This is a genomic window from Streptomyces sp. NPDC051173 (assembly GCF_040689515.1).
Taxonomy (GTDB): Bacteria; Actinomycetota; Actinomycetes; order Streptomycetales; family Streptomycetaceae; genus Streptomyces.
The window spans coordinates 1-23,619 of record NZ_JBFBBD010000103.1; the positions used below are offsets into that span (position 1 = coordinate 1).

Genomic DNA, 23,619 nt, shown 5'->3' on the forward strand with positions numbered 1-23,619 from the left:
GAGTACGCCCAGTACGAGGGCTTCCGGCCGGCACGCCGAGAGCACGCACCGGACGCCGCTCCTTCCCCACGGAGATCCATCAGACACCCCTTAGCCGGGAGCCTCCTGACCACCGCCCGTCACGACAACGAGAGTCCGCCATGTACGAACTGTCCCGGGTCCGCCTCTACTCCATCGGGCCCGCCGGTGCGCGTTACGCCGACACCGTGCTGGACCTGCGGGGAGTCGGCGCCCCGGTGCCCGACCCCGCGCCCGCGCAGGCGGAGTTCTTCGAGGACGAGCCCACCGGCCCGCCCCGCCGCCCCGCACCCGCGGGCGTGCTCTTCCTGGAGAACGGCGGCGGCAAGTCCGTCCTCCTCAAGCTGATCTTCTCGGTCATGCTGCCCGGCCACCGCAACACCCTGGGCGGCGCCAGCTCCGGCGTGCTGCGCAAGTTCCTCCTCGCCGACGACTGCGGGCACGTCGCCCTGGAGTGGCAGCACGTCCTCACCGGCGAGTCCGTCGTCGTCGGCAAGGTCAGCGAGTGGCGCGGCCGCCAGGTCTCGGGCGACCCGCGGAAGTTCGCCGAGGCGTGGTACTCCTTCCGGCCCGGCCCGGGGCTCAGCCTCGACTCGCTGCCCGTCGCCGAGTCCACCGCCCTGCGCGCCGCGGACGGCGCCTCCGGCGCTGCGCTTTCCGGCGCCTCCGGCGCACGGGGCCGCCGCCGCACCATGAAGGGCTTCCGCGACGCCCTCACCGAGGCCGGCAAGGCGTACCCCAACCTGGACGTGATCTGGGAAGAGATCCACGAGCGCTGGAACGAACACCTCGGCGAGCTCGGCCTCGACCCCGAACTCTTCCGCTACCAGCGCGAGATGAACGCCGACGAGGGCGAGGCCGCCGGCCTCTTCGCCGTCAAGAACGACTCCGACTTCACCGACCTGCTCCTGCGGGCCGTCACCGACACCCGTGACACCGACGGCCTCGCCGACCTCGTGCACGGCTTCGCCCACAAGCTCGGCCGCAGGGCCGAGCTGACCGCCGAGCGCGACTTCACCGCAGGCTCCCTCGACCTGCTCTCCCGCATCGCCGACGCCGCCGTCAAGCGCGACCAGGCACGCGGCGTGCACGCGGGCGCCGAGCGCCGCTCCCGCGCCCTCGCCCGCACGCTCTCCGCGCGCGGCACCGAGGAGCGCGGCCGCACCGCCGAGCTGGCCGAGCAGGTCGCCGCCGCCGCGCACGCCGTCACCGACGCCGAGACCGAGCGCGGCCGCCGCTCCCTGGTCGCCGCCGAGATCGCCTACCGGCACGCCTCCCTGGCGCTCACCGCCGCCGAGAAGGCCGCCGCAGCCCAGCGCCGCGAGCTCAACGACGCCCGCACCCTGCACTCCGCCTGGCAGGCCGCCGAGACCGTCCTGCGCCACCGAGCCGCCGCCGACCGCTCCGCGCGCGTGGCCGCCGCCATCCGCGAGGCCGAGCGCGACGCCGCCCCCGCCCTCGCCGCCCGCGCCCAGGCCGCCACCGAGCTCGTACGCGCCCTCAACAGCGCCGCCGGGGAAGGCGAGCGGGTCGCCAACGAGGAGGAGGAGCGCTCCGCCGCACTCCAGGAAGCCGGCGAGGCCGCCCACCGCGACGCCACCGCCGCCGCCACCGAGGCCCAGCGCGCCCGCAGCGAGACCGGCCACCTGCGCCAGCGCCTGGCCGAGGTCGAGCAGGAGACCGCCGAGGCCGTCCGCGCCGGCTGGCTCGACGACACCGCCCCCGACGCCGACCCCGCCCGCGCCGCACTCGCCGCGAGCGACGCCGAGAAGCCTGCCGTCGCCGCGTACGAGGCGGCCCGTGAGACGGCCCGGCAGTCCGCCGAGCAGGCCAAGGAGGCGGCCGCCGCCCTCGCCCGCACGGAACTCTCCGCCGCCCGCGCCGCCGACGCCGCCACCGCCGCGGAATCGGCCCACGACGCCGAGCGCCGCGCCGCCGAAGCCCTCGGCGCCGAGCAGCGCCTCGTCGAACTCCTGGGCCTGCCCGAGCCGGTGGCCTCCGGCCAGGTGCCGGGCCAGCGCGGCGCCACCCCCGGACAGGAGAGCGGGAGCGGCGAACGGCCGCCCGCCCCGCGCCGCCCCGCCGAGGGCACCGGCCCCGACGGCGGAACGGCCGGGGCCGACGGTGCGCGCCGCCAGGCGACCGGCCCCCTCACCGCCGAGGAGGTGGACCGCAACGCCGACGCCCTGCGCGAGATGCTCGACGAGAGCGTCGCCATCTCCGAACGGCAGATGTTCGACCTGCGCACCGCCGCCGCCGACGACGCCCGGATCCTGGGCGCGCTCGGTGACGGCGGGCTGCTGCCCCCCAGCCCCGATGTGCTGGCCACCGTGGAGTACCTGGGCGAGCACGGCATCCCCGCCCTGCCCGGCTGGCGCTACCTCGCCCAGGCCGTCGACCCGGCCGACCACGCCGCCGTGCTCGCGACCCGCCCCGAACTCGTCGACGGCGTCGTCATCACCGACGCCGACTCGCACGCCCGGGCCCGCGAAGTCCTCGGCGCCGCCTCGCTGTTGCCGCGCTCCGCCGTCGCCGTCGGCACCGCCGCCGCCCTGCTCGCCCCGCCGCCCGCGCGCGACGCCCAGGACTCCGCCGGCTCCGGCGTCTTTCTCGTACCGCCGAACCCCGCCATGCACGACGAGCGCGCCGCCGACGACGAGCGCCACGCGCTGCGCGCCCGCGCCACGGCCCGCGACGAGGAGATCCGCGCCATAGCGGCACGCCTCGCCGGTGACCGCACGCTCGCCGCCCGGCTGACGTCCTGGCGCGCGGGCTGCCCGGCCGGCCGCCTCGCCGAGCTGGCCGCCGAGGCCGGGCGGGCCCGTACGGCCGCCGACACCGCCCACGAGCAGCTGGCCGAGCTGCGCACGGCCCGCGCCGAGGCCGAGGAGAGCGCCGCCGAGGCGGCCCGGGTGCGCGACGAGCGCCAGGAGGTCGCCGCCCGCGCCCGGCGCGTCGCCGACGCCCTCGCCGGACTCGCCTACCGGCTCCGCGAGCGCGCCGCCTGGCAGACGCGCCTGCGTGAACTCGCCGAGGAGGCCGCCGAGTCCGAGGAGCGCGCCGCCGCGTACGTGGACCGGGCCCGCGCCGCCGACGAGGACCGCCGCGCCGCCCAGCGCGCGGCCGACGACGCGCGCCGCACCGCCCGCGCGCTGCGCGCCGAGCGCGCCGAGATCGCGGGCGCCCCCGACGACGTCTCCGACGCCGTGGAGCCGCCCACCGCCTCCCTGCCCGCCCTGCGCGAGGCGTACCGCGCCGCGTCACAGCTCTACGAGAAGGTCGGCGTCGGCGCCGACCTGCGCGCCGAACAGGCCCGCGCCGAGAGCGACGAGAGCGCCGCCCTCGCCGAGCTCGACCGCCTCACCAACAAGGTCCGCACCCGCGCCGCCCAGCTCCTGGAGGGCACCGACGGCGCCGACGGCCCCTCCCGCCAGGCCGCGGCGGCCCGCGCCGAACAGCTCGTCCGGATGCTGGAGACCCGCGCCTCCACCGCGAGCGAGCAGCTCGGCCGCCTCCGCGGCGAGGCCGAGCGCCTGGCACCCGCCGACGGCGACGCGCACACCGAGCTCCCCGACGAGCTCGTGCCCGCCGACGCCGACCGGGCCAAGGAGCTGCTGCGCACCGCCACCGCCGAACTCGCCGCCCGCACCGACGCCTTGGAGGCCGCCCGCAGGGCGCACGGCGACCTGCTGCGGGCCCACCGGGCCGCCGAGGACGCCACCACCGGCTTCGACGACACCGCGGCCCTCCTGCGCGACCTGCTGCGCGACAGCACCCCCGAGGAGGACACCGAGGAGCCCGAGCCGTACCGGGGCTCCCTGGAGGAGGCCCGGCAGGCCGCGGGCGAGGCCCGCCGCTCCCTGCGCGGCTGCGCCGGAGAGCTCTCGGCCGCCGAGGCCGCCGTCCGCGAGGCGAGCGACATCCTCGTGCGGCACGCCAACTCCACCCGCTACGAGCAGGTGCGCACCCCCGCCCGCCAGCAGATCCGCGAGCTGCCCGCCGCGGCCCTGCCCGAGCACGCGGCCGCGTGGGCCGAGGCGTTCGCGCCCCGGCTGCGGGTGCTGACCGACGAGCTGGAGCAGCTGGAGCGCAACCGCGACAGCATCGTCGACCGGCTGCGCGGACTCGTGGAGTCCTCGCTCACCACCCTGCGCTCCGCCCAGCGGCTCTCCCGGCTGCCCGAGGGCCTGGGGGAGTGGTCCGGCCAGGAGTTCCTGCGCATCCGCTTCGAGGACCCCGACCAGGCCACGCTCACCGAACGCCTCGGCGAGGTCATCGACGAGGCGACCCGTTCCGCGGTCAAGCGGAACTCCGACCTGCGGCGCGACGGGATGTCCCTGCTGCTGCGGGGCGTCGCCGCCGCGCTGCAACCGCGCGGCGTCGCCGTCGAGATCCTCAAGCCGGACGCGGTGCTGCGCGCCGAGCGGGTGTCGGTCGGCCAGATGGGAGACGTCTTCTCCGGCGGCCAGCTGCTGACCGCGGCCATCGCGCTGTACTGCACCATGGCGGCCCTGCGCAGCAACGACCGCGGCCGCGACAAGCAGCGGTACGCGGGCACGCTGTTCCTGGACAACCCGATCGGCCGCGCCAACGCCACGTATCTGCTGGAGCTCCAGCGGGCCGTCGCGGACGCGCTGGGCGTCCAGCTGCTCTACACCACCGGCCTGTTCGACACGACGGCCCTGGCGGAGTTCCCGCTGGTCATCCGCCTGCGCAACGACGCGGACCTCCGGGCGGGCCTGAAGTACATCAGCGTGGAGGAACACCTGCGCCCCGGCCTGCCGCAGCAGCAGGACCCGGACGAGGAGAAGGTCCACGGGCAGATCACGGCGACCCGGATGTACCGCCGCCCGGCGGAGGAGGAGCCGGTGCCGGCGGGGGCGTAGCGGGCCCGGTCACGGGGAGGGGTGCGGCGGCGGAAGAAGCCGCGCCCCCTCCCCGTACCGCTCCCGCAGCAGCGTCTCCACGCGCACCCGTAACCTCCGCACCCTGTCCAGCTGGCCGTCCTCCCGGTGCATCGCCGCGTCGATCGCCAGCAACTCCTCGGGCGGCACGGCTCCCACGTACGTGCGGAGCTCGGTGAGATCCAGCCGCCGGTTGAAGTCGTGCACCGCGTCCCGCCAGTGGTGGAGCAGGGCGATCAGCTCGTCGTGCCCCGGCTCGGAGAACACCCCGGACACCAGCGCGGCGTCGCTCGCGGACTGCACCAGCCGCGGATAGACCCGGGCCTTGGGCGCCTCGGGGTCCAGGGGCGCGAAGCCCTCGCCGTCGAGCAGCTCGGTGTTCTTCACCAGTTCGCCGGCGAGGGCGTAGAGCGCCTGCGCCCGCCGCTCCCGGGCGGCGGCCCGCCGCTCCGCGTACACCCCGGTGATGGCCGCGACCAGCGCGAGCCCGGAGGTGGCCGGTTCGAAGTGGCTGCCCTGGCCCTGGGCGACGCACACCCACCAGACGCAGATGCCGAGCGCGGTCAGCAGACAGACGATGGTGGCGGCAGCGAAGAACTGCCGGCTGAGCCGGCTGACCATACCCATCAGATGTCCTTATCGAGCGTCCCGAGGAGGGGCGGAACAAGGGGCTTTCAGCCGGCTGTGGTTACCCGCCGGGTGATCATCGGCCGCGAACGGATCCGGGCCGCTTCAGTCGCCGAACGGATTGGGCCCTATGGCCCGCCCCGCCCGGGGCACGTCACCGGCCTGGAGCAGCAGCAGCGCCATCCCGAACGCGGGCCGGTCGAAGGCCGTGTGCCCGGTCTCGTGCGTCTCGCCCACCTTGGTCAGCCGCGCCTCCACCAGCATCTTCTCCAGACCGCTCAGGGTGTACTTCCGGCTGAGGAGCAGCCGGATGGTGTCCTGGTCGGGGAAGGGCACCGTACTGCGGTCGGGCAGCGTCAACTCCAGCGTCGCCCCCGTGCGGTTGTGGTAGACCACCTTGATCAGCAGCGCCCGGTCGTCCTCGACGAGCCCCTCGTAGGTGATGCTGTTGAGGTCGATCTGGAGATCCGTGTACTGCATCAGGGCGCTGGTGACGAACTCCCTGAAGCGGGGGCTGTTCTCGTACTCCTGGGCGGCCGCGCGTGCCGCGGGCTCGTCCTGCCCGGCCGTGCTCGCGACCTCCAGCAGGAATCGGTCCTGCGGGCGCAGCAGCTTCTCGCCGAGCAGCGCCAGCAGCTGGGTGTCGCTGTCGAAATTGGCCAGTGTGTTGCCCAGCAGCGAATAGACCACCGGCTCCTCGCCCACCGTGCGGCGGATGAGCGTGCTGAGCCGGTCGAGATTGGCGGGCAGCGAGAAATCCAGCTGCACGGGCAGCACGTCGGCGACCGGCACATGCAGGTGCTGGAGCGCCTCGCGCTGCGCGAGCCGCAGCATCTCGGCGCTCACGTCCACCGGGATGTAACAGCCGCACCGGCCGCGGCCGTCGAGGGACCGCAGCAGGGCCTGGTCCTTCTGGCCCGTGCCGGGGCCGAGGCTCACATAGTGCAGGGGACCCTCCGGCAGCAGGTCGCCCATGCCGCGCCAGCGGCGGCTGAAGGAGGCGATGCTCTCGCGCATCACCGGGTAGTACAGGTCGTTGCACGCGTGGGCCCAGGCCACGGTCGACTCCAGGCCCCAGTAGGAGAAGCCGGAGGTGATCAGCTTGCCCGAGCCCGAGCCGTCCGGGCGGTGCCGAAGCCCCGCGGTCACCTGGGCGAGCTTGCCCGACTGCTCCTCGCCGACCAGGCAGACGGTCCATCCGCTGTCCCGGAGGACTTCCGGAATACGGTGCACCGCCTGCTCACGCTCCACCATCGTGCCGACCCCCATCCGACCCGGCCGCCCCGACCGGCGGCGTGTGCCCGTCAACTGCCGAACCTACCCGGCAGTTGACGATCAGGGGAAGCGGGGACGACGCGCCCGGCGCACCGGACGGGCCGAACTGCTGGGCACGGACACCACACCATGGCGCTGCCGCCACACCTGCCGCGTCACCCACACGTCCAGCACCGCCCAGGTCGCCGCCACCACGCTCGCCAGGACACACAGCAGCGCGGGCAGCGCGAGCCACGAACCGGCCAGCGCGAACAGCGCGGCGACCATCCCCTCCACCAGCGTCACCGCGCCGATGAGGGCCGCGCGCACCGCCGCCGTGCGCACCGGATCCGGCATCCGCGGCCGGCGCGCCGGCTCCTCGACCCACAGCGGGCGGCTCCGGTACGACGGGATGTCGCGATTCGGGTCCATGACCGCTCACCTCCCCCAGTGGCCGCCCTTGTGGGGCTGCTGCCAAAAGACGCTCGACAAGGGGACCGAACGGGAGCAAAAGGAGAGGGGCCGGGCATAACGCCACCCGAACCGTCCCCCGTGCCGACACCGGTCCCCTGCATGAAGAGCGATCGACGGTGCCCAAAGGTTCCCATGGGGAGGGCAATCCAGCCAGGCCGAAAAGTCCTGGAATCACCGGACAACAAGGGACCCACCGCCGCCACACCCGCCGTTCGGTCACCGCACTGGCCTTCGGGACCCGTACCACGCAGTAGTAGGCTCACGCCGCATTGTTGTCGGAACACCACCCCGGGGCGCCGGGATTGACGTTGGGGAGGCCATGCGCTTTCGCGGGAAGTCGATCCGCCGGAAGATCGTGGCGCTGCTGCTCGTGCCGCTGGTGTCGCTGACCGCCCTCTGGGCCTTCGCCACCGTGATCACCGGCAGCGAGGCCGCCCAACTGCTCACCGTCGCCGACGTCATGCGCAAGGTCGGCTACCCCGCCGAGGACATGGTCCGCGCCCTCCAGCAGGAACGCCGCCAGACCCTCGTCCACCTCGCCGACCCCCGCCGCTCCGACAACCTCGCCGACCTGCGCGCACGGCAGCGCACCACCGACAGGGCCGTCGCCGCCCTGCGCTCCGGCGCCGACGCCCGCGGCGGCATGACCTCCCAGGCCGCGGCCCGCTTCACCGCCATCGAGAAGAGCCTCGGCGACCTCGACGACGTGCGCCGCAAGGCCGAGGACGACACCATCAGCCGCCACGGCGCCTTCCTGGCGTACAACGAACTCGTCGAGCCCTACTACGCCTTCCTCAGCACCCTCAGCGCCCTCCAGGACGCCGAGCTGGACAAGCAGGGCCGCGCGCTCGTCAACATCGCCCGCGCCCGCGAGGCGCTCTCCCGCGAGGACGCCCTGCTCGCCTCCGCGCTCACCGCGGGCAGCATGAGCCGCCAGGACCTGCGCGCCTTCTCCGACCGCGTCGCCGAACGCCAGGTCCTCTACAGCACCAGCCTCGCCGTCATGCCCCTGGGGGACCAGCGGGTCTACGAGGACTACTGGCGCGGCAGCAGCGCCGGGACCCTGCGCTCGATCGAGGACGCCGTCGTCCTCGCGGGCGCGGACCGCGCCCCGCACGCCGTCGACCCCCAGCGCTGGAACTCCGCCGCCGGGACCGTCCTCGACGAGCTCGGCCGGATGGGCACCCAGGCCATCGACCGCTACGCCGGCCGCGTCCAGCCCGCCGCCACCGTCGTCCTCGTCAAGGCCGCGGCCGCGGGCGTCCTCGGGCTCGTCGCCCTCGTCTGCTCGCTCGTCATCTCCCTCAAGGTCGGCCGCGGCCTGGTCCGGGACCTGCGCGCCCTGCGCAAGGAGGCACACGAGGCGTCGGGCGTACGGCTGCCCATCGTGATGCGCCGCCTCGCCGCGGGCGAACAGATCGACGTGGAGGCCGAGGCGCCCCGCCGCGACTTCGGCCCCGACGAACTCGGCCAGGTCGGCCAGGCACTCAACACCCTCCAGCGCGCCGCCGTCGAAGCGGCCGTCAAACAGGCCGACATGCGCCGCGGCGTCTCCGACGTCTTCGTCAACCTCGCCCGCCGCAGCCAGGTGCTGCTGCACCGCCAGCTGACCCTCCTCGACGCCATGGAGCGCCGCACCGAGGACACCGGGGAACTCGCCGACCTCTTCCGCCTCGACCACCTCACCACCCGCATGCGCCGCCACGCCGAGGGCCTCGTCATCCTCTCGGGAGCCGCCCCCGCCCGGCAGTGGCGCAGACCCGTCCCCCTGATGGACGTCGTGCGGGCCGCGGTCGCCGAGGTCGAGGCGTACGAACGCGTAGAGGTGCGCCGCCTGCCCCGCCTCGCCGTGCACGGGCCCGCCGTCGGCGACCTCACCCACCTCCTCGCCGAACTCCTGGAGAACGCCACCGTCTTCTCCCCGCCGCACACCGGCGTCCAGGTCCTGGGGGAGCGGGTCCCCAACGGCTTCACGATCGAGATCCACGACCGCGGCCTCGGCATGGCCCCGGACCTCATGCTCGAAGCCAACCTCCGGCTCGCCGAGACCCCCGAGTTCGAGCTGTCCGACACCGACCGCCTCGGCCTGTTCGTCGTCAGCAGACTCGCCCGCCGCCACGGCGTGAAGGTCTCGCTCCAGCCCTCCCCGTACGGCGGCACCACCGCGGTCGTCCTCGTCCCCCTCGCGCTGCTCACCACCGCGGGCAAGGGCGCGGCACCGGACGACGAGGACACCGGGGCGCAGGAGCTGCCCAGGGACCGCGCGACGACGCCCCTGTCACCGCTGTCGGCACTCGCCGCGCCCGGCCTCGCCCCGCTGCCCGGCCGGCACCGGCACGCCCCGGCCGAACCGGAGCTCCCGCTCTGCCCGTTCGACACCGGGCCCGACGACGGCGAGGCACAGCACCACCTGGCGGGCGACGGACCGCAGCCGCTGCCCCGCCGCAGACCCCCCGTCCTGGTCCCCGACGGCAGCGGCCCGGACGCCGACGACGAACGCACCCCGACCGGCGGGCTGCCCCGGCGCGTACGACAGGCCAGCCTCGCCCCACAGCTGCGGAACGACCCCGTCCGCCGCCCGCCGGACGCCCCCTCGCAGAGCGCCGCCGCGGAACCCGAACGCGACGCCGAGGAAGTGCGGGCCCGCATGGCGGCCCTCCAGCGCGGCTGGCAGCGCGGCCGGGAGGATCATGGAACCGGCACGAGAACCACAGCACCAGGAACCACACACGAGGGGGACGGCCCATGACCGCACCGCAAGCCGCGATACGCACCACCGGGACCGACGGCACGCCCGTCGGCGGGAACGAGCGGCGGCCGGGAGCCACCGGTGACCTGAACTGGCTGCTCGACGACCTGGTCGAGCGCGTCGGCACCGTACGCAAGGCACTGGTGCTCTCCGGCGACGGCCTGGCCACCGGCACATCCAAGGGGCTCTCCCGCGAGGACGGTGAGCACCTCGCCGCCGTCTCCTCCGGCTTCCACAGCCTGGCCAAGGGCGTGGGCCGCCACTTCGACGCCGGCCAGGTCCGCCAGACCGTCGTCGAACTCGACAACGCGTTCCTGTTCGTCACCGCCGCCGGCGACGGCAGCTGCCTCGCCGTGCTCGCCGACGCCGACTCCGACATCGGCCTGGTCGCCTACGAGATGACGCTGCTCGTCAAGCGCGTGGGCGCGCACCTGGCCACCGCTCCGCGGACCGGCGTGGCCGCCGACGGGTGACGGCCGGCATGACCGGGGACGACGGCCACCGCACCGCCGCGGACGCACACGCCGCGGTGCGGTGGTACGACGACGCGGCGGGTCCGGTGGTCCGCCCGTACGCCATGACCCGCGGCCGGACCCGCGGCGCGGACGGCGGCGAACTCGACCTGATCGCGGTGGTCATCGCCGACGAGGCCCTGGCCGGACCCTCCGGCGCGCACGCCGTCGCGGACCGGACGCTCTCGCCGGAGCACCTCGACATCGTCGAACTCTCGCGCACACGCCCGCAGTCCGTCGCGGAACTTGCCGCCGAACTCGACCTGCCGGTCGGCGTGCTGCGGGTGCTCGTCGGCGACCTGCTGGACGCGGGATTCGTCCGGGTCACCCGCCCGGTGCCACCGGCGGAGCTCCCCGACGAGACCGTCCTCAGGGACGTCATCGACGCCCTCCGGGCACTGTGACGACCCGGCCGCCGCACACCGTGCGGCGGCCGGGTCGTCGGGTCGGGGGTATCGGCGGGCATCCAAGGGGCCGAAAAAACTTGTCGTGATCACGACCGATGCGGAACGATCACCCCCGAAGGAGGCCGCCATGACACCCACCCGCACAGCCACCGCCCCGCTCGCCCTCAAACTGCTCGTGGCCGGCGGCTTCGGCGTGGGCAAGACCACCATGGTCGGCGCGGTCAGCGAGATCAGGCCCCTGCGCACGGAGGAGACGCTCACGGAGGCCGGGCGCCCGGTCGACGACCTCACGGGAGTCGAGACCAAGCGCACCACCACCGTCGCCATGGACTTCGGCCGGATCACCCTCCGCGACGACCTGGTCCTCTACCTCTTCGGCACGCCCGGCCAGGACCGCTTCTGGTTCCTGTGGGACGAGCTCGCCCAGGGCGCCCTGGGCGCCGTCGTCCTCGCCGACACCCGCCGCCTCGCCGACTGCTTCGCGGCCGTCGACTACTTCGAACGGCGCGGCATCGCCTTCACCCTCGCCGTCAACTGCTTCGACGGCGCCGACCGCTACCCCGAGAGCGACGTGCGCGACGCGCTCGACCTCGACCCGGACGTGCCGGTCGTCATGTGCGACGCCCGCGAGCGCGAGTCTGTGAAGCACGTCCTGATCTCCGTCGTCGAACACGCCATCGCCACCGGCGTCACGGAACGCGAAGCTCCGCAAGTCCGCCCCTAACCACCCCCGTCAGCCACCCCCGTCGAGCCACCCGAAGCTGCGCTCCACCGCCTTGCGCCAGCGCCCGTACTCGACCTCCCGCTCCGCCGCGCCCATCCGGGGCGTCCACTCCGCGTCCTGCCGCCAGTGCGCCCGCAGCTCGTCCAGACCGCCCCACACACCGGTGGCGAGCCCGGCGGCGTACGCGGCGCCCAGACACGTCGTCTCGGCGACCACGGGCCGGATCACCGGCACCCCCAGCACATCGGCCTGGTGCTGCATCAGCAGACCGTTGACCGTCATGCCGCCGTCCACCTTGAGCGAAGTGATCGGCACCCCGGAGTCCTGGAACATCGCGTCCACGACCTCACGGGTCTGCCAGCTCGTGGCCTCCAGCACCGCCCGCGCCAGGTGCGCCTTGGTGACGTAGCGGGTCAGCCCGGCGATGACACCACGGGCGTCGGAGCGCCAGTACGGGGCGTACAGCCCGGAGAACGCGGGCACGACATACGCCCCGCCGTTGTCCCGCACGCTCGCCGCCAGCGGCTCGATCTCGTCGGCGGAGCGGATGAGGCCCAACTGGTCGCGGAACCACTGCACCAGCGCACCGGTGACCGCGATCGACCCCTCCAGACAGTAGACGGGCGCCTCCCCGCCGAGCCGGTAACCGACCGTCGTCAGCAGCCCGTTCTTCGACGGCACCGGCCGCTCGCCCGTGTTGAGCAGCAGGAAACTACCCGTACCGTACGTGTTCTTGGCCTCGCCCACCCCGTAGCAGGTCTGCCCGAACACCGCCGCCTGCTGATCACCCAGAGCCGACGCCACCGGCACCCCGGCCAGCGGGCCCACCGCCGTCCCGTACACCTCGGCGGAGGACCGGATCTCCGGCAGCACCGCCTCCGGGATGCCCAGCTCGGCCAGGATCGACGGATCCCACTGAAGGGTGCCGAGGTCCATCAGCAGCGTGCGCCCCGCGTTGGTCACATCGGTGACGTGCGCCCCGCCGTCCGTGCCGCCCGTCAGATTCCAGATCAGCCAGGAGTCGACCGTGCCGAACGCGATCTCCCCGTTCTCCGCCCGCCGGCGCAGCCCCGGCACGTGCTCCAGCAGCCAGGCCACCTTGGGCCCGGAGAAATAACTGGCCAGCGGCAGCCCGGTGGCCTCCCGGAAGCGGTCGGGCCCGTCCGCGCCACCCAGGTCGTGACAGAGCGCGGCCGTCCGCGTGTCCTGCCAGACGACCGCGTTGTGCACCGGTTTGCCCGTCGAACGGTCCCAGAGGACCGTCGTCTCCCGCTGGTTGGTGATGCCCAGCGCGCTCAGCTCCTCCGCCCGCAGCCCCGCCGCGGCGAGCGCGCCCGCGACCACGGCGCGCACCTTCGACCAGATCTCGGCCGCGTCGTGCTCCACCCAGCCCGGACGGGGAAAGATCTGCCGGTGCTCACGCCGGTCCACGGCCACGACCGACCCGTCCCGGTCGAAGACGATGCAGCGGCTGGAGGTGGTGCCCTGGTCGATCGCGGCGACGTACGAGCCCGTCATGGCGTCTCCTCGGAGGACTGCGCTGGCCCACACTGCTCGAACGGGCAGTGTTCACCTGGCGTACGGGAGCGTCAAGCGCCGCCGTCACCCCACGGGGAAGTCGAAATAGGTGTCGGGAAACGGCTCCCCGCGGAGCGTGTAGTGCCACCACTCCTCCGGCAGATTGACGAAACCGGCCCGCTCCATCGTGGACTTCAACAGCAGCCGGTGATCGCGCCGCACACCGCCGACCCTGGGGTCCAGCGTGTGCGCGAGGGTGTCGAAGCAGTCGAACCCCGTACCCATGTCCACGGAGTTGTCGGGAAACCTGCGCTCCTGCGGCGCGTAACAGGGCACCAGCCGCTCACCCGGGCGGTACGGACGCGTCGGCCGGGCCGGCAGCCGCACCAGCGTCAGATCCATCGTGCTGCCCCTGCTGTGCCCTGACTTCGCGGCGATGTAACCGTCGTCAAAAAGCCGCGACTTGTCGACCCGGGGGTAGAACTCCCCCTTCATCCGCTCGTCCGCGAGATTCTTCGCCCAGGCCACGAAGTCGTCGACCGCCCGCTGCGGCCGGTAGCAGTCGTACACCTTGAGGCTGTAACCCCACGGCAGCAGGGCACGCTGCGCCCGGTGCAGCGCCCGGGCGGCCTGACGGGTGAGGACGCACACGGGGCGCCGGTAGCCGTCGACACGATGGCCGGTGAAGTTGTGCGCGGTGGCGTACCGCACCTCCTGGAGGATCGTCGGATCGACGTCGGACAGTGCCACGAAACCGGCGGGCGGTCTCCGCTCCGTCGGCCGGGCGTGCGCGGCCGGGGCGGAGGAGAGGGCCAGGAGGCCGGCCAGAGGCAGAGCGAGGGCGCGCAGCGCTGCGGAGAGTCTCGACATGGTGTCCCAGGTACCAGAGCGCGGGCGCACGCGGAAGAGCCCTTCGGTATCCGCGCCCCGCCGTGGTCCGCCGCTGCGGAGCGCGGGCGCGTACGGGAAACCGGGGCACCGGGCGCACACGAAAAGCCTCTTACGACCCTTGCGGCCCTTCCGGAGCGGAACTCCGGTCCAGGGAGCGGCCGGGCCGGGGGAGAGTGCCGTCCGCGGCACCGCGCACCCGGACCGGATAACCCACGTGCTCCGCCCCCTCCCGCTCCACCTCGACCACACCGTCGCGCAGCCGCGTCGTGAAGCGCGCGACCGACGGTGCGGCCCACCCTTCACCCGTGTCCGGCACCAGCACCCCGCCACCCGTACGACCGGCCGCCGGCGCCCACACCTCCAGCTCCACCCCACCGTCCGCCCCGGTCACCGGCACCACGGAACCCGCCCGCGCCAGCACCGGCACGCGCGACAGGGAAGCGTCCAGCAGCACCTGCCCCGGCCCCTCGTGCGCCTGCCCCGTCGCCGTGTCGTACCACCGCCCGCGCGGCAGCCGCACCGCCCGCCGGTCGGCGCCCTGCTCCAGCACCGGCGCCACCAGCAGCGAATCACCCAGCAGGAACGCGTCCTCGCAGTCACGCAGGGCACGGTCCTCCGGCGAACGCCACCACACCGGCCGCACGTACGGCGCGCCCGTGCGCTGGGCCAGGTGCGCGAGCGTCACGAAATACGGCAACAGCCGCATCCGCTCCCGCAGTGCCGCACCCGCGTGCTCCAGCACCTCCGTCCCGAACTCCCACGGCTCCCGGCGGCCCGCGTCGTGCGCCGCGTGCGTACGGAACAGCGGCAGATACGCGCCCAGCTGGAACCAGCGCAGGAAGAGCTCCGGCGACGGATGACCGGTGAAACCGCCGACGTCCGGGCCCGAATACGGCACTCCGCACAGCCCCAGCCCCAGGACCAGCGCCAGCGACGCGCGCAGCCCAGGCCAGCCGGTCGCCACATCACCGGACCACGTGCCGCCGTAGCGCTGCATGCCCGCCCAGCCCGACCGGGAGAACAGGAACGGACGCTCCTCCGGACGCAGTTCGCGCAGCCCCTCGTAACCCGCGCGCGCCATGCCCAGCCCGTACACATTGTGCGCCGCCCGGTGGTCACCTCCCCGGCCCTCCAGCGAGTGCCGGGCGGAACGCGGCAGCGACGGATCGCCGAACGCCGCGAACGACACCGGCTCGTTCATGTCGTGCCACACCCCGGAGAAGCCCTGCGCCAGCCGCTCCGCGTACAGCCCGCCCCACCACTGGCGCACCCCGGGATCGGTGAAGTCGGGGAAGACGGACTCACCGGGCCACACCTCGCCGCGCACCTCCCGCCCGCGCGCGTCCCGCACGAACGCACCGGCCGCCGTGCCGCTGTCGTACACCGCGACCCCCGGCCGGGCCTTCACGGCGGGGTCCACGATGGACACCAGCCGCACCCCCTGCTCCCGCAACTCGGCTGCCAGACCGGGCAGATCGGGGAACCGCTGCCGGTCCACAGTGAAGACGCGATGCCCCTGATAGTGATCGATGTCCAGGTGCACCGCGGACAGCGGCAGCCCGCGCTCCCGGTACCCCGCGACGACCCTGCGCACCTCCCGCTCGCTGCCGAACCCCCAGCGCGAGTGCTGCGGTCCGAGTGCCCAGGCAGGCGGCAGGGCCGGGGCTCCCGTCAGTGAGGACCAGGTGTGCAGCACGCGCGCGGGCGTGCCCACCACCACCCAGGAGCGCAGCGGACCGCCGTCCATCCGTACCTCGCAGCTGCCCGGCCGGTCGTGGCCCGACCCGGCGCCCTCCTCACCCTCGCGCAACGTCACCCGGCCGTCCCAGGTGTTGTCGTGGAAGGCCAGATGCGTACCCGCGTCCGCGACCACCAACTGCACGGGCATCGTGATGTACAGCGGATCGTCACCCGGCTCGAAGGCACCGCCGGGGTCGGTGTTCCACAGGCGGTACGAACCGTCCCGCAACCGGGGCCCCGCCGCCCTGCCCCCCAGGCCGAAGAACCGCGCGTCGGCCGCCACTTCGGACCGCTGCGTCCACCGCGCCTCCACCACCTCCCGGGCCGCCGGATCCACCGGTTCCCACCACCGCGGCGGCAGATCGCGCCGCAGCACCACCCCGCCCGGCGTCCGCACCTCCACCGCGCCGTGGCGTCCCACGACCACCAGGACCCTCTCGGACACCACGCGCCAGCCGCCGTCGGTGTCGGGCTCCAGCACCGCGCGCTCGTCCGCCTCCGGCACCTGTCCCGCCAAGGCGTACGACGGCTCCGGCTCCGCGCCGTCCCAGCCGCAGAACACCGCGCCGCCCACCGCCACCCGCACCCGCAGCGACGACCGCGCGAACCGCACCACCCCGCCGCCCGGCAGCGACTCTGCCCCGCGCACCGCCCCCGGCACCCGCGCCCGCTCCGCGCCCCGCCGGGGCAGACCTGCTGCGTCCGCCCACCGCCTGCGCCAGGCCCACCGCAGGGACCGCAGGCCCCGTGCCGTCCCGACCGTATTCACTAACCGCAGCAGATCACGCGCATCCATGCTGCTCAGCCTGCCACCGCCACTCCCGGGGCGGCGCTCCGTTCAACACTCGTTCACCCCCGGGGGATCCAGCGGACACCAGTGGGCCCGCTCACGGGTTATCCACAGGGCTGGTGCGCGAGTCGATCACGTGGCATCGTCCTGCTCAGCCGCGTCACGCACGGCACCCAGACGGCGTGCGCGGCGACGCCCACGACGCGTACAGCCGGGAGCAGCCACGATGACCACCGCACCGCAGCCCGCCGACCGACCGGAGCCCCTCTGGAGCCCCGGCGAGGGCCGCGTCGCCCGCGCACAGGTCACCCGCTTCCACCGCTGGGCCGCCGAGCAGCACGGCGCGCCCGCCCCCGTCCCCGGCGACCCCGCCGCGAGCTACGCCGCCCTGCACCGCTGGTCCGTGACGGAGCTGGAGCGCTTCTGGCAGGCCGTCACCGAGTGGTGCGACGTGCGCTTCTCCAGCCCGTACGAGAGGGTCCTCGCCGACCCCGCGATGCCCGGCGCCGTATGGTTCCCCGGCGCCACGCTCAACTACGCCGAGCACGCCCTGCGCACCGCCGAGGACCCCGCCCGCGCCCACGAGCCGGCCCTGCTGCACACCGACGAGACGCACGATCCGCGCCCGGTGACCTGGGCCGAGCTGCGCGCCCAGGTGGGCTCGCTGGCCGCCGAGCTCCGCAGGCTCGGAGTCCGTCCCGGTGACCGCGTCAGCGCGTATCTGCCCAACGTCCCGCACGCCGTCGTCGCCCTGCTCGCCACCGCGGCCGTCGGCGGAGTCTGGACCTCCTGCGCCCCCGACTTCGGGGCCCGCAGCGTCCTCGACCGCTTCCAGCAGGTGGAGCCGGTCGTGCTGTTCGCCGTCGACGGCTATCACTACGGCGGCAAGCGCCACGAGCGGGCCGACACCGTCACCGAGCTGCGGGCGGGGCTGCCCACGGTGCGCGCCGTGGTGCACATCCCGCTGTTGGGCACCCCGGCCCCCGAGGGCGCGCTGGAGTGGGACGCCCTCACCTCCGGCACGGTGGAGCCCGTCTTCGAGCAGGTCCCCTTCGACCACCCGCTGTGGGTGCTCTATTCGTCGGGCACCACCGGTCTGCCCAAGGCCATCGTGCAGTCCCAGGGCGGCATCCTCGTCGAGCACGTCAAGCAGCTCGCCCTGCACTGCGACCTGGGCCCGGGCGACCGCTTCTTCTGGTACACCTCCACCGGCTGGATGATGTGGAACTTCCTCGTCTCCGGCCTCCTGGTGGGCTCCACCGTCGTGCTCTACGACGGCAGCCCCGGCCACCCCGACACCGCGGCCCAGTGGCGCGTCGCCGAGCGCACCGGAGCCACGCTCTTCGGCACCTCCGCCGCCTATGTGATGGCCTGCCGCAAGGCCGAGGTCCACCCGGGCCGCGACTTCGACCTCTCCCGCGTCAGATGCGTGGCCACCACGGGCTCACCGCTGCCCCCCGACGGCTTCCGCTGGCTCCACGACGAGGTCGCCGCCGACATGTGGATCGCCTCCGTCAGCGGCGGCACGGACGTGTGCAGCTGCTTCGCCGGCGCCGTGCCCACGCTCCCGGTGCACATCGGCGAGCTCCAGGCCCCCTGCCTCGGCACGGACCTCCAGGCGTGGGACGCGCACGGCGAGCCCGTCGTCGACGAGGTCGGCGAGCTGATCGTCGCGGCCCCCATGCCGTCCATGCCGGTCCGCTTCTGGAACGACCCCGACGGCAGCCGTTACCGCGACAGTTATTTCGAGATGTTCCCCGGCGTCTGGCGGCACGGTGACTGGATCACCCTCACCTCGCGCGGCAGCGTCGTCATCCACGGCCGCTCCGACTCCACCCTCAACCGCCAGGGCGTCCGGATGGGTTCCTCGGACATCTACGAGGCCGTCGAGCGGCTCCCCGAGATCCGCGAGTCCCTCGTCATCGGCGTCGAACGGCCCGACGGCGGCTACTGGATGCCGCTCTTCGTCCACCTCGCCCCCGGTGCCACGCTGGACGAGGAGCTCCTCGGCCGCATCAAGCGCACCATCCGTGAGCAGCTCTCACCGCGTCACGTCCCCGACGAGGTCATCGAGGTCACGGGCATCCCGCACACGCTCACCGGCAAGCGGATAGAGGTCCCCGTCAAGCGCCTTCTCCAGGGCACGCCCCTGGAGAAGGCGGTCAACCCCGGTTCCGTCGACAACGTCGAGCTGCTGCACTTCTACGAGAAGCTGGGCCGCGAGCGGGCGTGACGGACGGGTCCGCTCCCTCCTGACCATCCCTGTTGATCGGCCACGGAGCGGGTGGGCGGGGAACCCCGTCCACCCGCCTCACCCTCCGTACGTCGCCTGCCGTTCCCCCAGCGCCTCCGCGAAGTCGGCCGCGAACCGCCCGGCCTCCGACGGGGACAGCTCCGTCACGGTGACCCGCACCCCTGGCCCCGCCGCCGACCGGAAGCGCGCTCCCGCGGCCACCCACCACCCCGACGACCGCAGCCCGTTGACCACCGCCGCCTCGTCCCGCACCGGCACCCAGACGTTCAGGCCGCTCGCCCCGTGCGCCGCGATCCCGCGCCGCGCCAGCTCGTCCAGCAGCGTCCGCCGCCGCAGCGCGTAGGCGGCGTCCGCCTGCCGTACGAGATCCTGGGCGGCGGGGTCCGTCAGCAGGCTCGCCACCGTCTCCTGCAAGGCGTGACTCACCCAGCCCGACGTCAGCAGCAGCCGCCCGTCGTGCCGGGCCAGGGTGGTCGCGTCACACGCCCCCGTCTTCAAGATCGGCCTCCCGCTGTGGACCGTGACCGCCACCACCGCACCGCATCAGGCCGTACCGCTCCTCCTCGTCCTCAACAACCTGCTCGTGGTCTGCTTCCAGGTCCCCCTCGCCCGCTTCGGCAACACCCCGCGCGCCGCACGCGCCACCCTTCTCCCACTGGGCGCCGCCTTCCTCGCCGGAGGCGCCGCCCTCGCGGCCTCGGTCGTCGCGACACCCTGGCTCGCCACCCTCGCCCTCACCCTCGCCGCGACCGCCTTCACCGTCGCCGAGATGCTGCATGCCACCGTCTCCTGGGAACTCTCCGTAACCCTCGCCCCACCCACCGCCCAAGGCGCCTACCTCGGCGTCCACGGCCTCGCCCAAGCCGCCCAGCGCAGCATCGGACCCCTCGCCATGACCTGCGCCATCGCCACCGGCCCCGCCGGCTGGCTCGGCCTCGGCGCCGCCCTCGCCGTGGTCTGCTGCACCCAGCGGCACCTGGTGCGCGACCGCGGCACAACGGCGTTGTCAGTGCCACCGGTTACGGTGAGTGAGCATTGATCGTCTGTGCTGAGGGGGAACCATGGCGTACACCAGGAACAGCGGCAACCGACGACCGGCGACGCGGCGCGCACTGCGCCGAGAAGTGCCCAGCACGGTGGCCGTGCTGGCGGACGAGCAGGACTTCGCCGCCATGAGGCGGTACGGATCGTTCCTGTTCGACGACCACGCGACGTATCTACGGCAGATGGAGGGGCTGCTGCGGTCACTCGCCGCCCAGGGCACGCACACCAGCGTGGCCCTCTTCGACCCCGTCGACTACGAGGAGTTCTGCGCGGACGCCCACCTCGACCCCGACACCCCGGCCAGCCGCACCCGCTATACGGCAGAGGTCGCGGCGACGGGCGCCAGAGTCACCTACGAGGGCCAGCCGATCCGCAGACTCCTGCCCCAGCTCGTCAACGAGGCAGAACAGCAGGCGACATGGGAGTACGCCTCGTCACTGCTCACCCGCGGCGGCGACTGCGCCTCCTGCGGGGAGGACATCGGCCGGGCCGCCTTCGCCCGCGCCACCCAGGCCCTGCGGAAGCTCATCGAGGCGGCCGGCCCCGGCAGGCACCACCTCGTGTGCAGCGTCCCCGCCGAAGGCGCCACCCCGCTCGTCGCCGTCCTCCACGCGGAACACGGCGACGGCGGCGAGCTGCACCTCGGGGAAGCCGCCGCCCTCGTGTTCTGCACGGTCCTGGCGGCGGGCATCGCCACGGACCGGCCGGGCGGAGTCGTCATGCGCACCGCGGCGCCCGGCCACCGCGACACGGTCCGGGGCTGGAGCCTGCGCGACGGCTGGCTCAGGCCGCTCAGTGAGGCGGAGGTCTTCGCCGCCTACTGCACCGACGCCCGGACCGGCGAACCGGTGCCGCCCGAGCCCGGCGTCGACTACCGCGCGGGTCTGCACCTCACCGAGCCCACGGAAGGAGACGGGCACCCCACGGCCTGAAACGCGAAAGGTGCCCCGCCGACCCGGCGGGGCACCTCCCACATCTGACGACGCGTCAGCATGTCACCGGCTCACTCGCCGGACAGCACCGCCTGCGCGGCCACACGGGCCTCCTCGGCGGAGTCCGTCGCACGGGCAGCGGCAGCCGCGCGCTCGCACTGCGCGAGCGTGTGCTTGGCCAGGGTCGCGCGCACATAAGGAATGGACGCGGCGCCCATGGACAAGCTGGTCACACCCAGACCGGTCAGCACACAGGCCAGCAGCGGGTCCGCCGCGGCCTCACCGCAGACACCACAGCTCTTGCCCTCGGCCTTCGCGGCCTCGGCGGACGCCGCGACCAGGTCGAGCAGCGCCGGCTGCCACGGGTCCTGGAGCCGCGACACCGCACCGACCTGACGGTCGGCGGCGAAGGTGTACTGCGCCAGGTCGTTGGTGCCCAGCGACAGGAACTCCACCTCCTGCAGGATCGAGCGGGCCCGCAGCGCGGCGGAGGGAATCTCCACCATCGCGCCGAACTTGGCACGCAGCCCCGCCTCACGGCACGCGTCGGCGAACGCCTTCGCGTCCGTACGGTCCGCGACCATCGGGGCCATGACCTCGAGGTAGACGGGCAGCCCCTCGGCGGCCTTGGCCAGCGCGGTGAGCTGCGTCCGCAGCACCTCGGGGTGGTCCAGCAGCGTGCGCAGACCGCGCACGCCCAGGGCGGGGTTCGGCTCGTCGGCTGGCGTCAGGAAGTCGAGCGGCTTGTCCGCGCCCGCGTCCAGCACCCGCACGACCACGCGGCCCTCGGGGAACGCCTCCAGCACCTTGCGGTACGCCTCGACCTGCTTGGCCTCGGACGGCGCCTTCTGGCTGTCGTCCAGGAAGAGGAACTCGGTACGGAACAGGCCCACGCCCTCCGCACCGGCCTCGACCGCGGCCGGCACATCGGCCGGACCGCCGACGTTCGCCAGCAGCGGCACCTTGTGCCCGTCGGACGTCGCACCCGGCCCGGACGAAGCGGTCAACGCGGCCTTGCGCGCCTCGGCGGCCTTCGTCAGCTCCGCGCGCTTCTCGTCGCTCGGCTCCACGAAGATGTCACCCGTGCTGCCGTCCACGGCCACGACCGTGCCCTCGGCCAGCTCACCGGCGCCCGGCAGGGCGACGACCGCGGGCACGCCCAGCGCCCGGGCCAGGATGGCGCTGTGGCTGGTCGGCCCGCCCTCCTCGGTCACGAAGCCGAGCACCAGGGTCGGGTCGAGCAGCGCGGTGTCGGCGGGTGCGAGGTCCCGCGCGATCAGCACGTACGGCTCGTCACTGTCGGGCACGCCCGGCATCGGAACGCCCAGCAGCCGCGCGACGATACGGTTCCGCACGTCGTCGAGGTCGGCCACCCGGCCGGCCAGGTACTCACCCGCGTTGGCGAGCAGCGCGCGGTAGGCGGCGAAGGCGTCGTAGACCGCGCGCTCGGCGGTGCTGCCGACGGTGATGCGCCGCTCGACATCCGCCATGAGCTCCGGGTCCTGCGCCATCATGGCCTGGGCCTCGAGCACGTGCTGGGCCTCGCCGCCGGCCAGGTTGCCGCGCGCGATGAGGTCGGCGGCGACAGCCTCCACGGCCTGGCGGGCGCGGCCCTGTTCGCGCGGCGCCTCGTCCGTCGGGATCTGCTTCGCCGGCGGCTCCAGCACCGCCGTGCCCATGTGCCGCACCTCGCCGATCGCCACACCGTGGCTCACGCCGACGCCTCGCAGCGTTGTCTCCATTTCACCCGTCTCCGTTGATGCGGCGGCTCGGACCGCCGCGGTGGATGTCGTACGTGCCGTCCCTGTCTGTCCTCAGGGACGGGGCCGGCTCACTGCCAGCTGAAGAGCTGGTCGCCCGCCTTGACGTCGCCGTCCTCGCGCACGTCGCCGAGCGAGTCGGCCACGGCCTCGAGCGCGACGACCGGGCAGATCGGCGACTTGCCGGCCTCTTCGACGGCGACCGGGTTCCAACGCACGACCTCCTGGCCGCGCGTGACCGTGTCGCCCTTGTTGACGAGCAGCTCGAAGCCCTCGCCGTTGAGCTGGACGGTGTCGATGCCGAGGTGCGTCAGCACGCCGTGCCCCTCGCCGTCGACGACGACGAACGCGTGGGGGTGGAGCGAAACGATGACGCCGTCGACGGGCGAGACCGCGGCCGAGGGCTCGCGCACGGGGTCGATAGCGGTACCGGGTCCCACCATCGCGCCGGAGAAGACCGGATCGGGCACTGCCGCGAGTCCGATGGCACGTCCGGCAAGAGGGGACGTCACGGTGGTCATGGGAAGCCTCCCAGGGGTGAAGATTCATCACACGCCGTCACTGCCTGTCCTGGACGGCGCGCTGGCCAGAAGCGTATGTCATAGGAACTGCGGATTCCGCACGAGTGAGGGCCACCCGGCGCAGCCCCCGGAGGCCCCTCCTATGCGCGGGGGACGGCCCCGGAATCGATTTGCCTCGCCCCGCCGGTAGCTGTACTGTCAGATCCCTGCCCACGACCGAGGCCCGCAGTCAACTGCTGGCAAGGCGAGGGGTGGCACCTATCGGATATGATCCTTTTCCCGGATCCGCCTGTGTGCCCGTGTGTCCATTGTGACTGCGGAAAGCGAGCGGTAAGGGAGCGGAAAAACTCCTGATAGAGTGGTGGAACACCGAAGGGAAGCGCCCGGAGGGCCCGGAAGCGGGGCCAAAGGAAGCGTCCGTTCCTTGAGAACTCAACAGCGTGCCAAAAGTCAACGCCAGACTATAAAATACCCCGTCCTCAGCCGTATGGCTGGGACGC

17 protein-coding genes are annotated in these 23,619 nt (G+C 73.7%); 8 read left to right on the top strand and 9 right to left on the bottom strand.

From position 1 onward, the window contains the following. Window positions 1-140: 140 nt before the first annotated feature. Entirely contained in the window at window positions 141-4,904 is a 4,764-nt protein-coding gene (locus tag AB0435_RS31595; protein ID WP_366428522.1) for a hypothetical protein, read from the top strand. Window positions 4,905-4,913: 9 nt separating this feature from the next. Here the strand turns inward: AB0435_RS31595 and AB0435_RS31600 are convergent, their stop codons facing one another. The 3 genes from AB0435_RS31600 to AB0435_RS31610 all read right to left on the bottom strand — a co-directional run bounded on the left by AB0435_RS31600 (window position 4,914) and on the right by AB0435_RS31610 (window position 7,235). Beyond that, window positions 4,914-5,549, bottom strand: a complete 636-nt coding sequence (locus AB0435_RS31600; protein ID WP_366007390.1) for a hypothetical protein — start codon at window positions 5,547-5,549, stop codon at window positions 4,914-4,916. A 105-nt stretch (window positions 5,550-5,654) separates the two neighbouring features. Next, a complete protein-coding gene (locus AB0435_RS31605; RefSeq protein WP_366007389.1) occupies window positions 5,655-6,803 on the bottom strand; it encodes an L-histidine N(alpha)-methyltransferase in 1,149 nt (382 codons plus the stop codon). An 81-nt stretch (window positions 6,804-6,884) separates the two neighbouring features. After that, on the bottom strand, window positions 6,885-7,235 hold the full coding sequence (locus tag AB0435_RS31610) for a hypothetical protein (protein WP_366428523.1): 351 nt from the start codon (window positions 7,233-7,235) through the stop codon (window positions 6,885-6,887). 361 nt (window positions 7,236-7,596) lie between these two features. On the opposite strand from AB0435_RS31610, the gene AB0435_RS31615 reads away from it, so the two are divergent. From AB0435_RS31615 to AB0435_RS31630, 4 genes are all read left to right on the top strand, one after another. Continuing rightward, complete coding sequence (locus AB0435_RS31615; protein ID WP_366007387.1) at window positions 7,597-10,026, top strand: nitrate- and nitrite sensing domain-containing protein; 2,430 nt, start codon at window positions 7,597-7,599, stop codon at window positions 10,024-10,026. Then, complete coding sequence (locus AB0435_RS31620; RefSeq protein ID WP_366007386.1) at window positions 10,023-10,499, top strand: roadblock/LC7 domain-containing protein; 477 nt, start codon at window positions 10,023-10,025, stop codon at window positions 10,497-10,499. The genes AB0435_RS31615 and AB0435_RS31620 overlap by 4 nt, the downstream gene beginning before the upstream one ends. 8 nt (window positions 10,500-10,507) lie before the next feature. Next, entirely contained in the window at window positions 10,508-10,942 is a 435-nt protein-coding gene (locus tag AB0435_RS31625; RefSeq protein WP_366007385.1) for a DUF742 domain-containing protein, read from the top strand. Window positions 10,943-11,072: 130 nt separating this feature from the next. Then, window positions 11,073-11,669 carry an ATP/GTP-binding protein gene (locus tag AB0435_RS31630; protein WP_366007384.1) on the top strand — a complete coding sequence of 199 codons (597 nt, stop codon included), beginning with the start codon at window positions 11,073-11,075 and terminating at the stop codon, window positions 11,667-11,669. A gap of 9 nt (window positions 11,670-11,678) precedes the next feature. Here the strand turns inward: AB0435_RS31630 and glpK are convergent, their stop codons facing one another. From glpK to AB0435_RS31645, 3 genes are all read right to left on the bottom strand, one after another. After that, the gene (gene glpK, locus AB0435_RS31635; RefSeq protein ID WP_366007383.1) at window positions 11,679-13,187 is read right to left on the bottom strand and encodes a glycerol kinase GlpK; all 1,509 of its coding nucleotides are present in this window, start codon (window positions 13,185-13,187) and stop codon (window positions 11,679-11,681) included. Between the two features lie 84 nt (window positions 13,188-13,271). After that, the gene (locus AB0435_RS31640; RefSeq protein ID WP_366007382.1) at window positions 13,272-14,057 is read right to left on the bottom strand and encodes a M15 family metallopeptidase; all 786 of its coding nucleotides are present in this window, start codon (window positions 14,055-14,057) and stop codon (window positions 13,272-13,274) included. A 130-nt stretch (window positions 14,058-14,187) separates the two neighbouring features. Further along, the gene (locus AB0435_RS31645) at window positions 14,188-16,614 is read right to left on the bottom strand and encodes a glycoside hydrolase family 31 protein (protein WP_366007381.1); all 2,427 of its coding nucleotides are present in this window, start codon (window positions 16,612-16,614) and stop codon (window positions 14,188-14,190) included. A 220-nt stretch (window positions 16,615-16,834) separates the two neighbouring features. On the opposite strand from AB0435_RS31645, the gene AB0435_RS31650 reads away from it, so the two are divergent. After that, the gene (locus AB0435_RS31650; protein WP_366428524.1) at window positions 16,835-18,841 is read left to right on the top strand and encodes an acetoacetate--CoA ligase; all 2,007 of its coding nucleotides are present in this window, start codon (window positions 16,835-16,837) and stop codon (window positions 18,839-18,841) included. A gap of 78 nt (window positions 18,842-18,919) precedes the next feature. Here the strand turns inward: AB0435_RS31650 and AB0435_RS31655 are convergent, their stop codons facing one another. Beyond that, on the bottom strand, window positions 18,920-19,360 hold the full coding sequence (locus AB0435_RS31655) for a hypothetical protein (RefSeq protein WP_366007379.1): 441 nt from the start codon (window positions 19,358-19,360) through the stop codon (window positions 18,920-18,922). Between the two features lie 22 nt (window positions 19,361-19,382). Between AB0435_RS31655 and AB0435_RS31660 the strand changes: the two genes are divergently transcribed. Both AB0435_RS31660 and AB0435_RS31665 read left to right on the top strand, forming a co-directional pair. After that, entirely contained in the window at window positions 19,383-19,901 is a 519-nt protein-coding gene (locus AB0435_RS31660; protein WP_366428525.1) for a hypothetical protein, read from the top strand. A 22-nt stretch (window positions 19,902-19,923) separates the two neighbouring features. Next, window positions 19,924-20,838 carry a hypothetical protein gene (locus AB0435_RS31665; protein WP_366007377.1) on the top strand — a complete coding sequence of 305 codons (915 nt, stop codon included), beginning with the start codon at window positions 19,924-19,926 and terminating at the stop codon, window positions 20,836-20,838. Window positions 20,839-20,909: 71 nt separating this feature from the next. Here the strand turns inward: AB0435_RS31665 and ptsP are convergent, their stop codons facing one another. Together ptsP and AB0435_RS31675 are read right to left on the bottom strand one after the other, a co-directional pair. After that, a complete protein-coding gene (gene ptsP / locus AB0435_RS31670) occupies window positions 20,910-22,580 on the bottom strand; it encodes a phosphoenolpyruvate--protein phosphotransferase (protein ID WP_366428526.1) in 1,671 nt (556 codons plus the stop codon). 89 nt (window positions 22,581-22,669) lie between these two features. Then, on the bottom strand, window positions 22,670-23,119 hold the full coding sequence (locus AB0435_RS31675) for a PTS glucose transporter subunit IIA (protein ID WP_366007375.1): 450 nt from the start codon (window positions 23,117-23,119) through the stop codon (window positions 22,670-22,672). Between the last annotated feature and the right edge of the window lie 500 nt (window positions 23,120-23,619).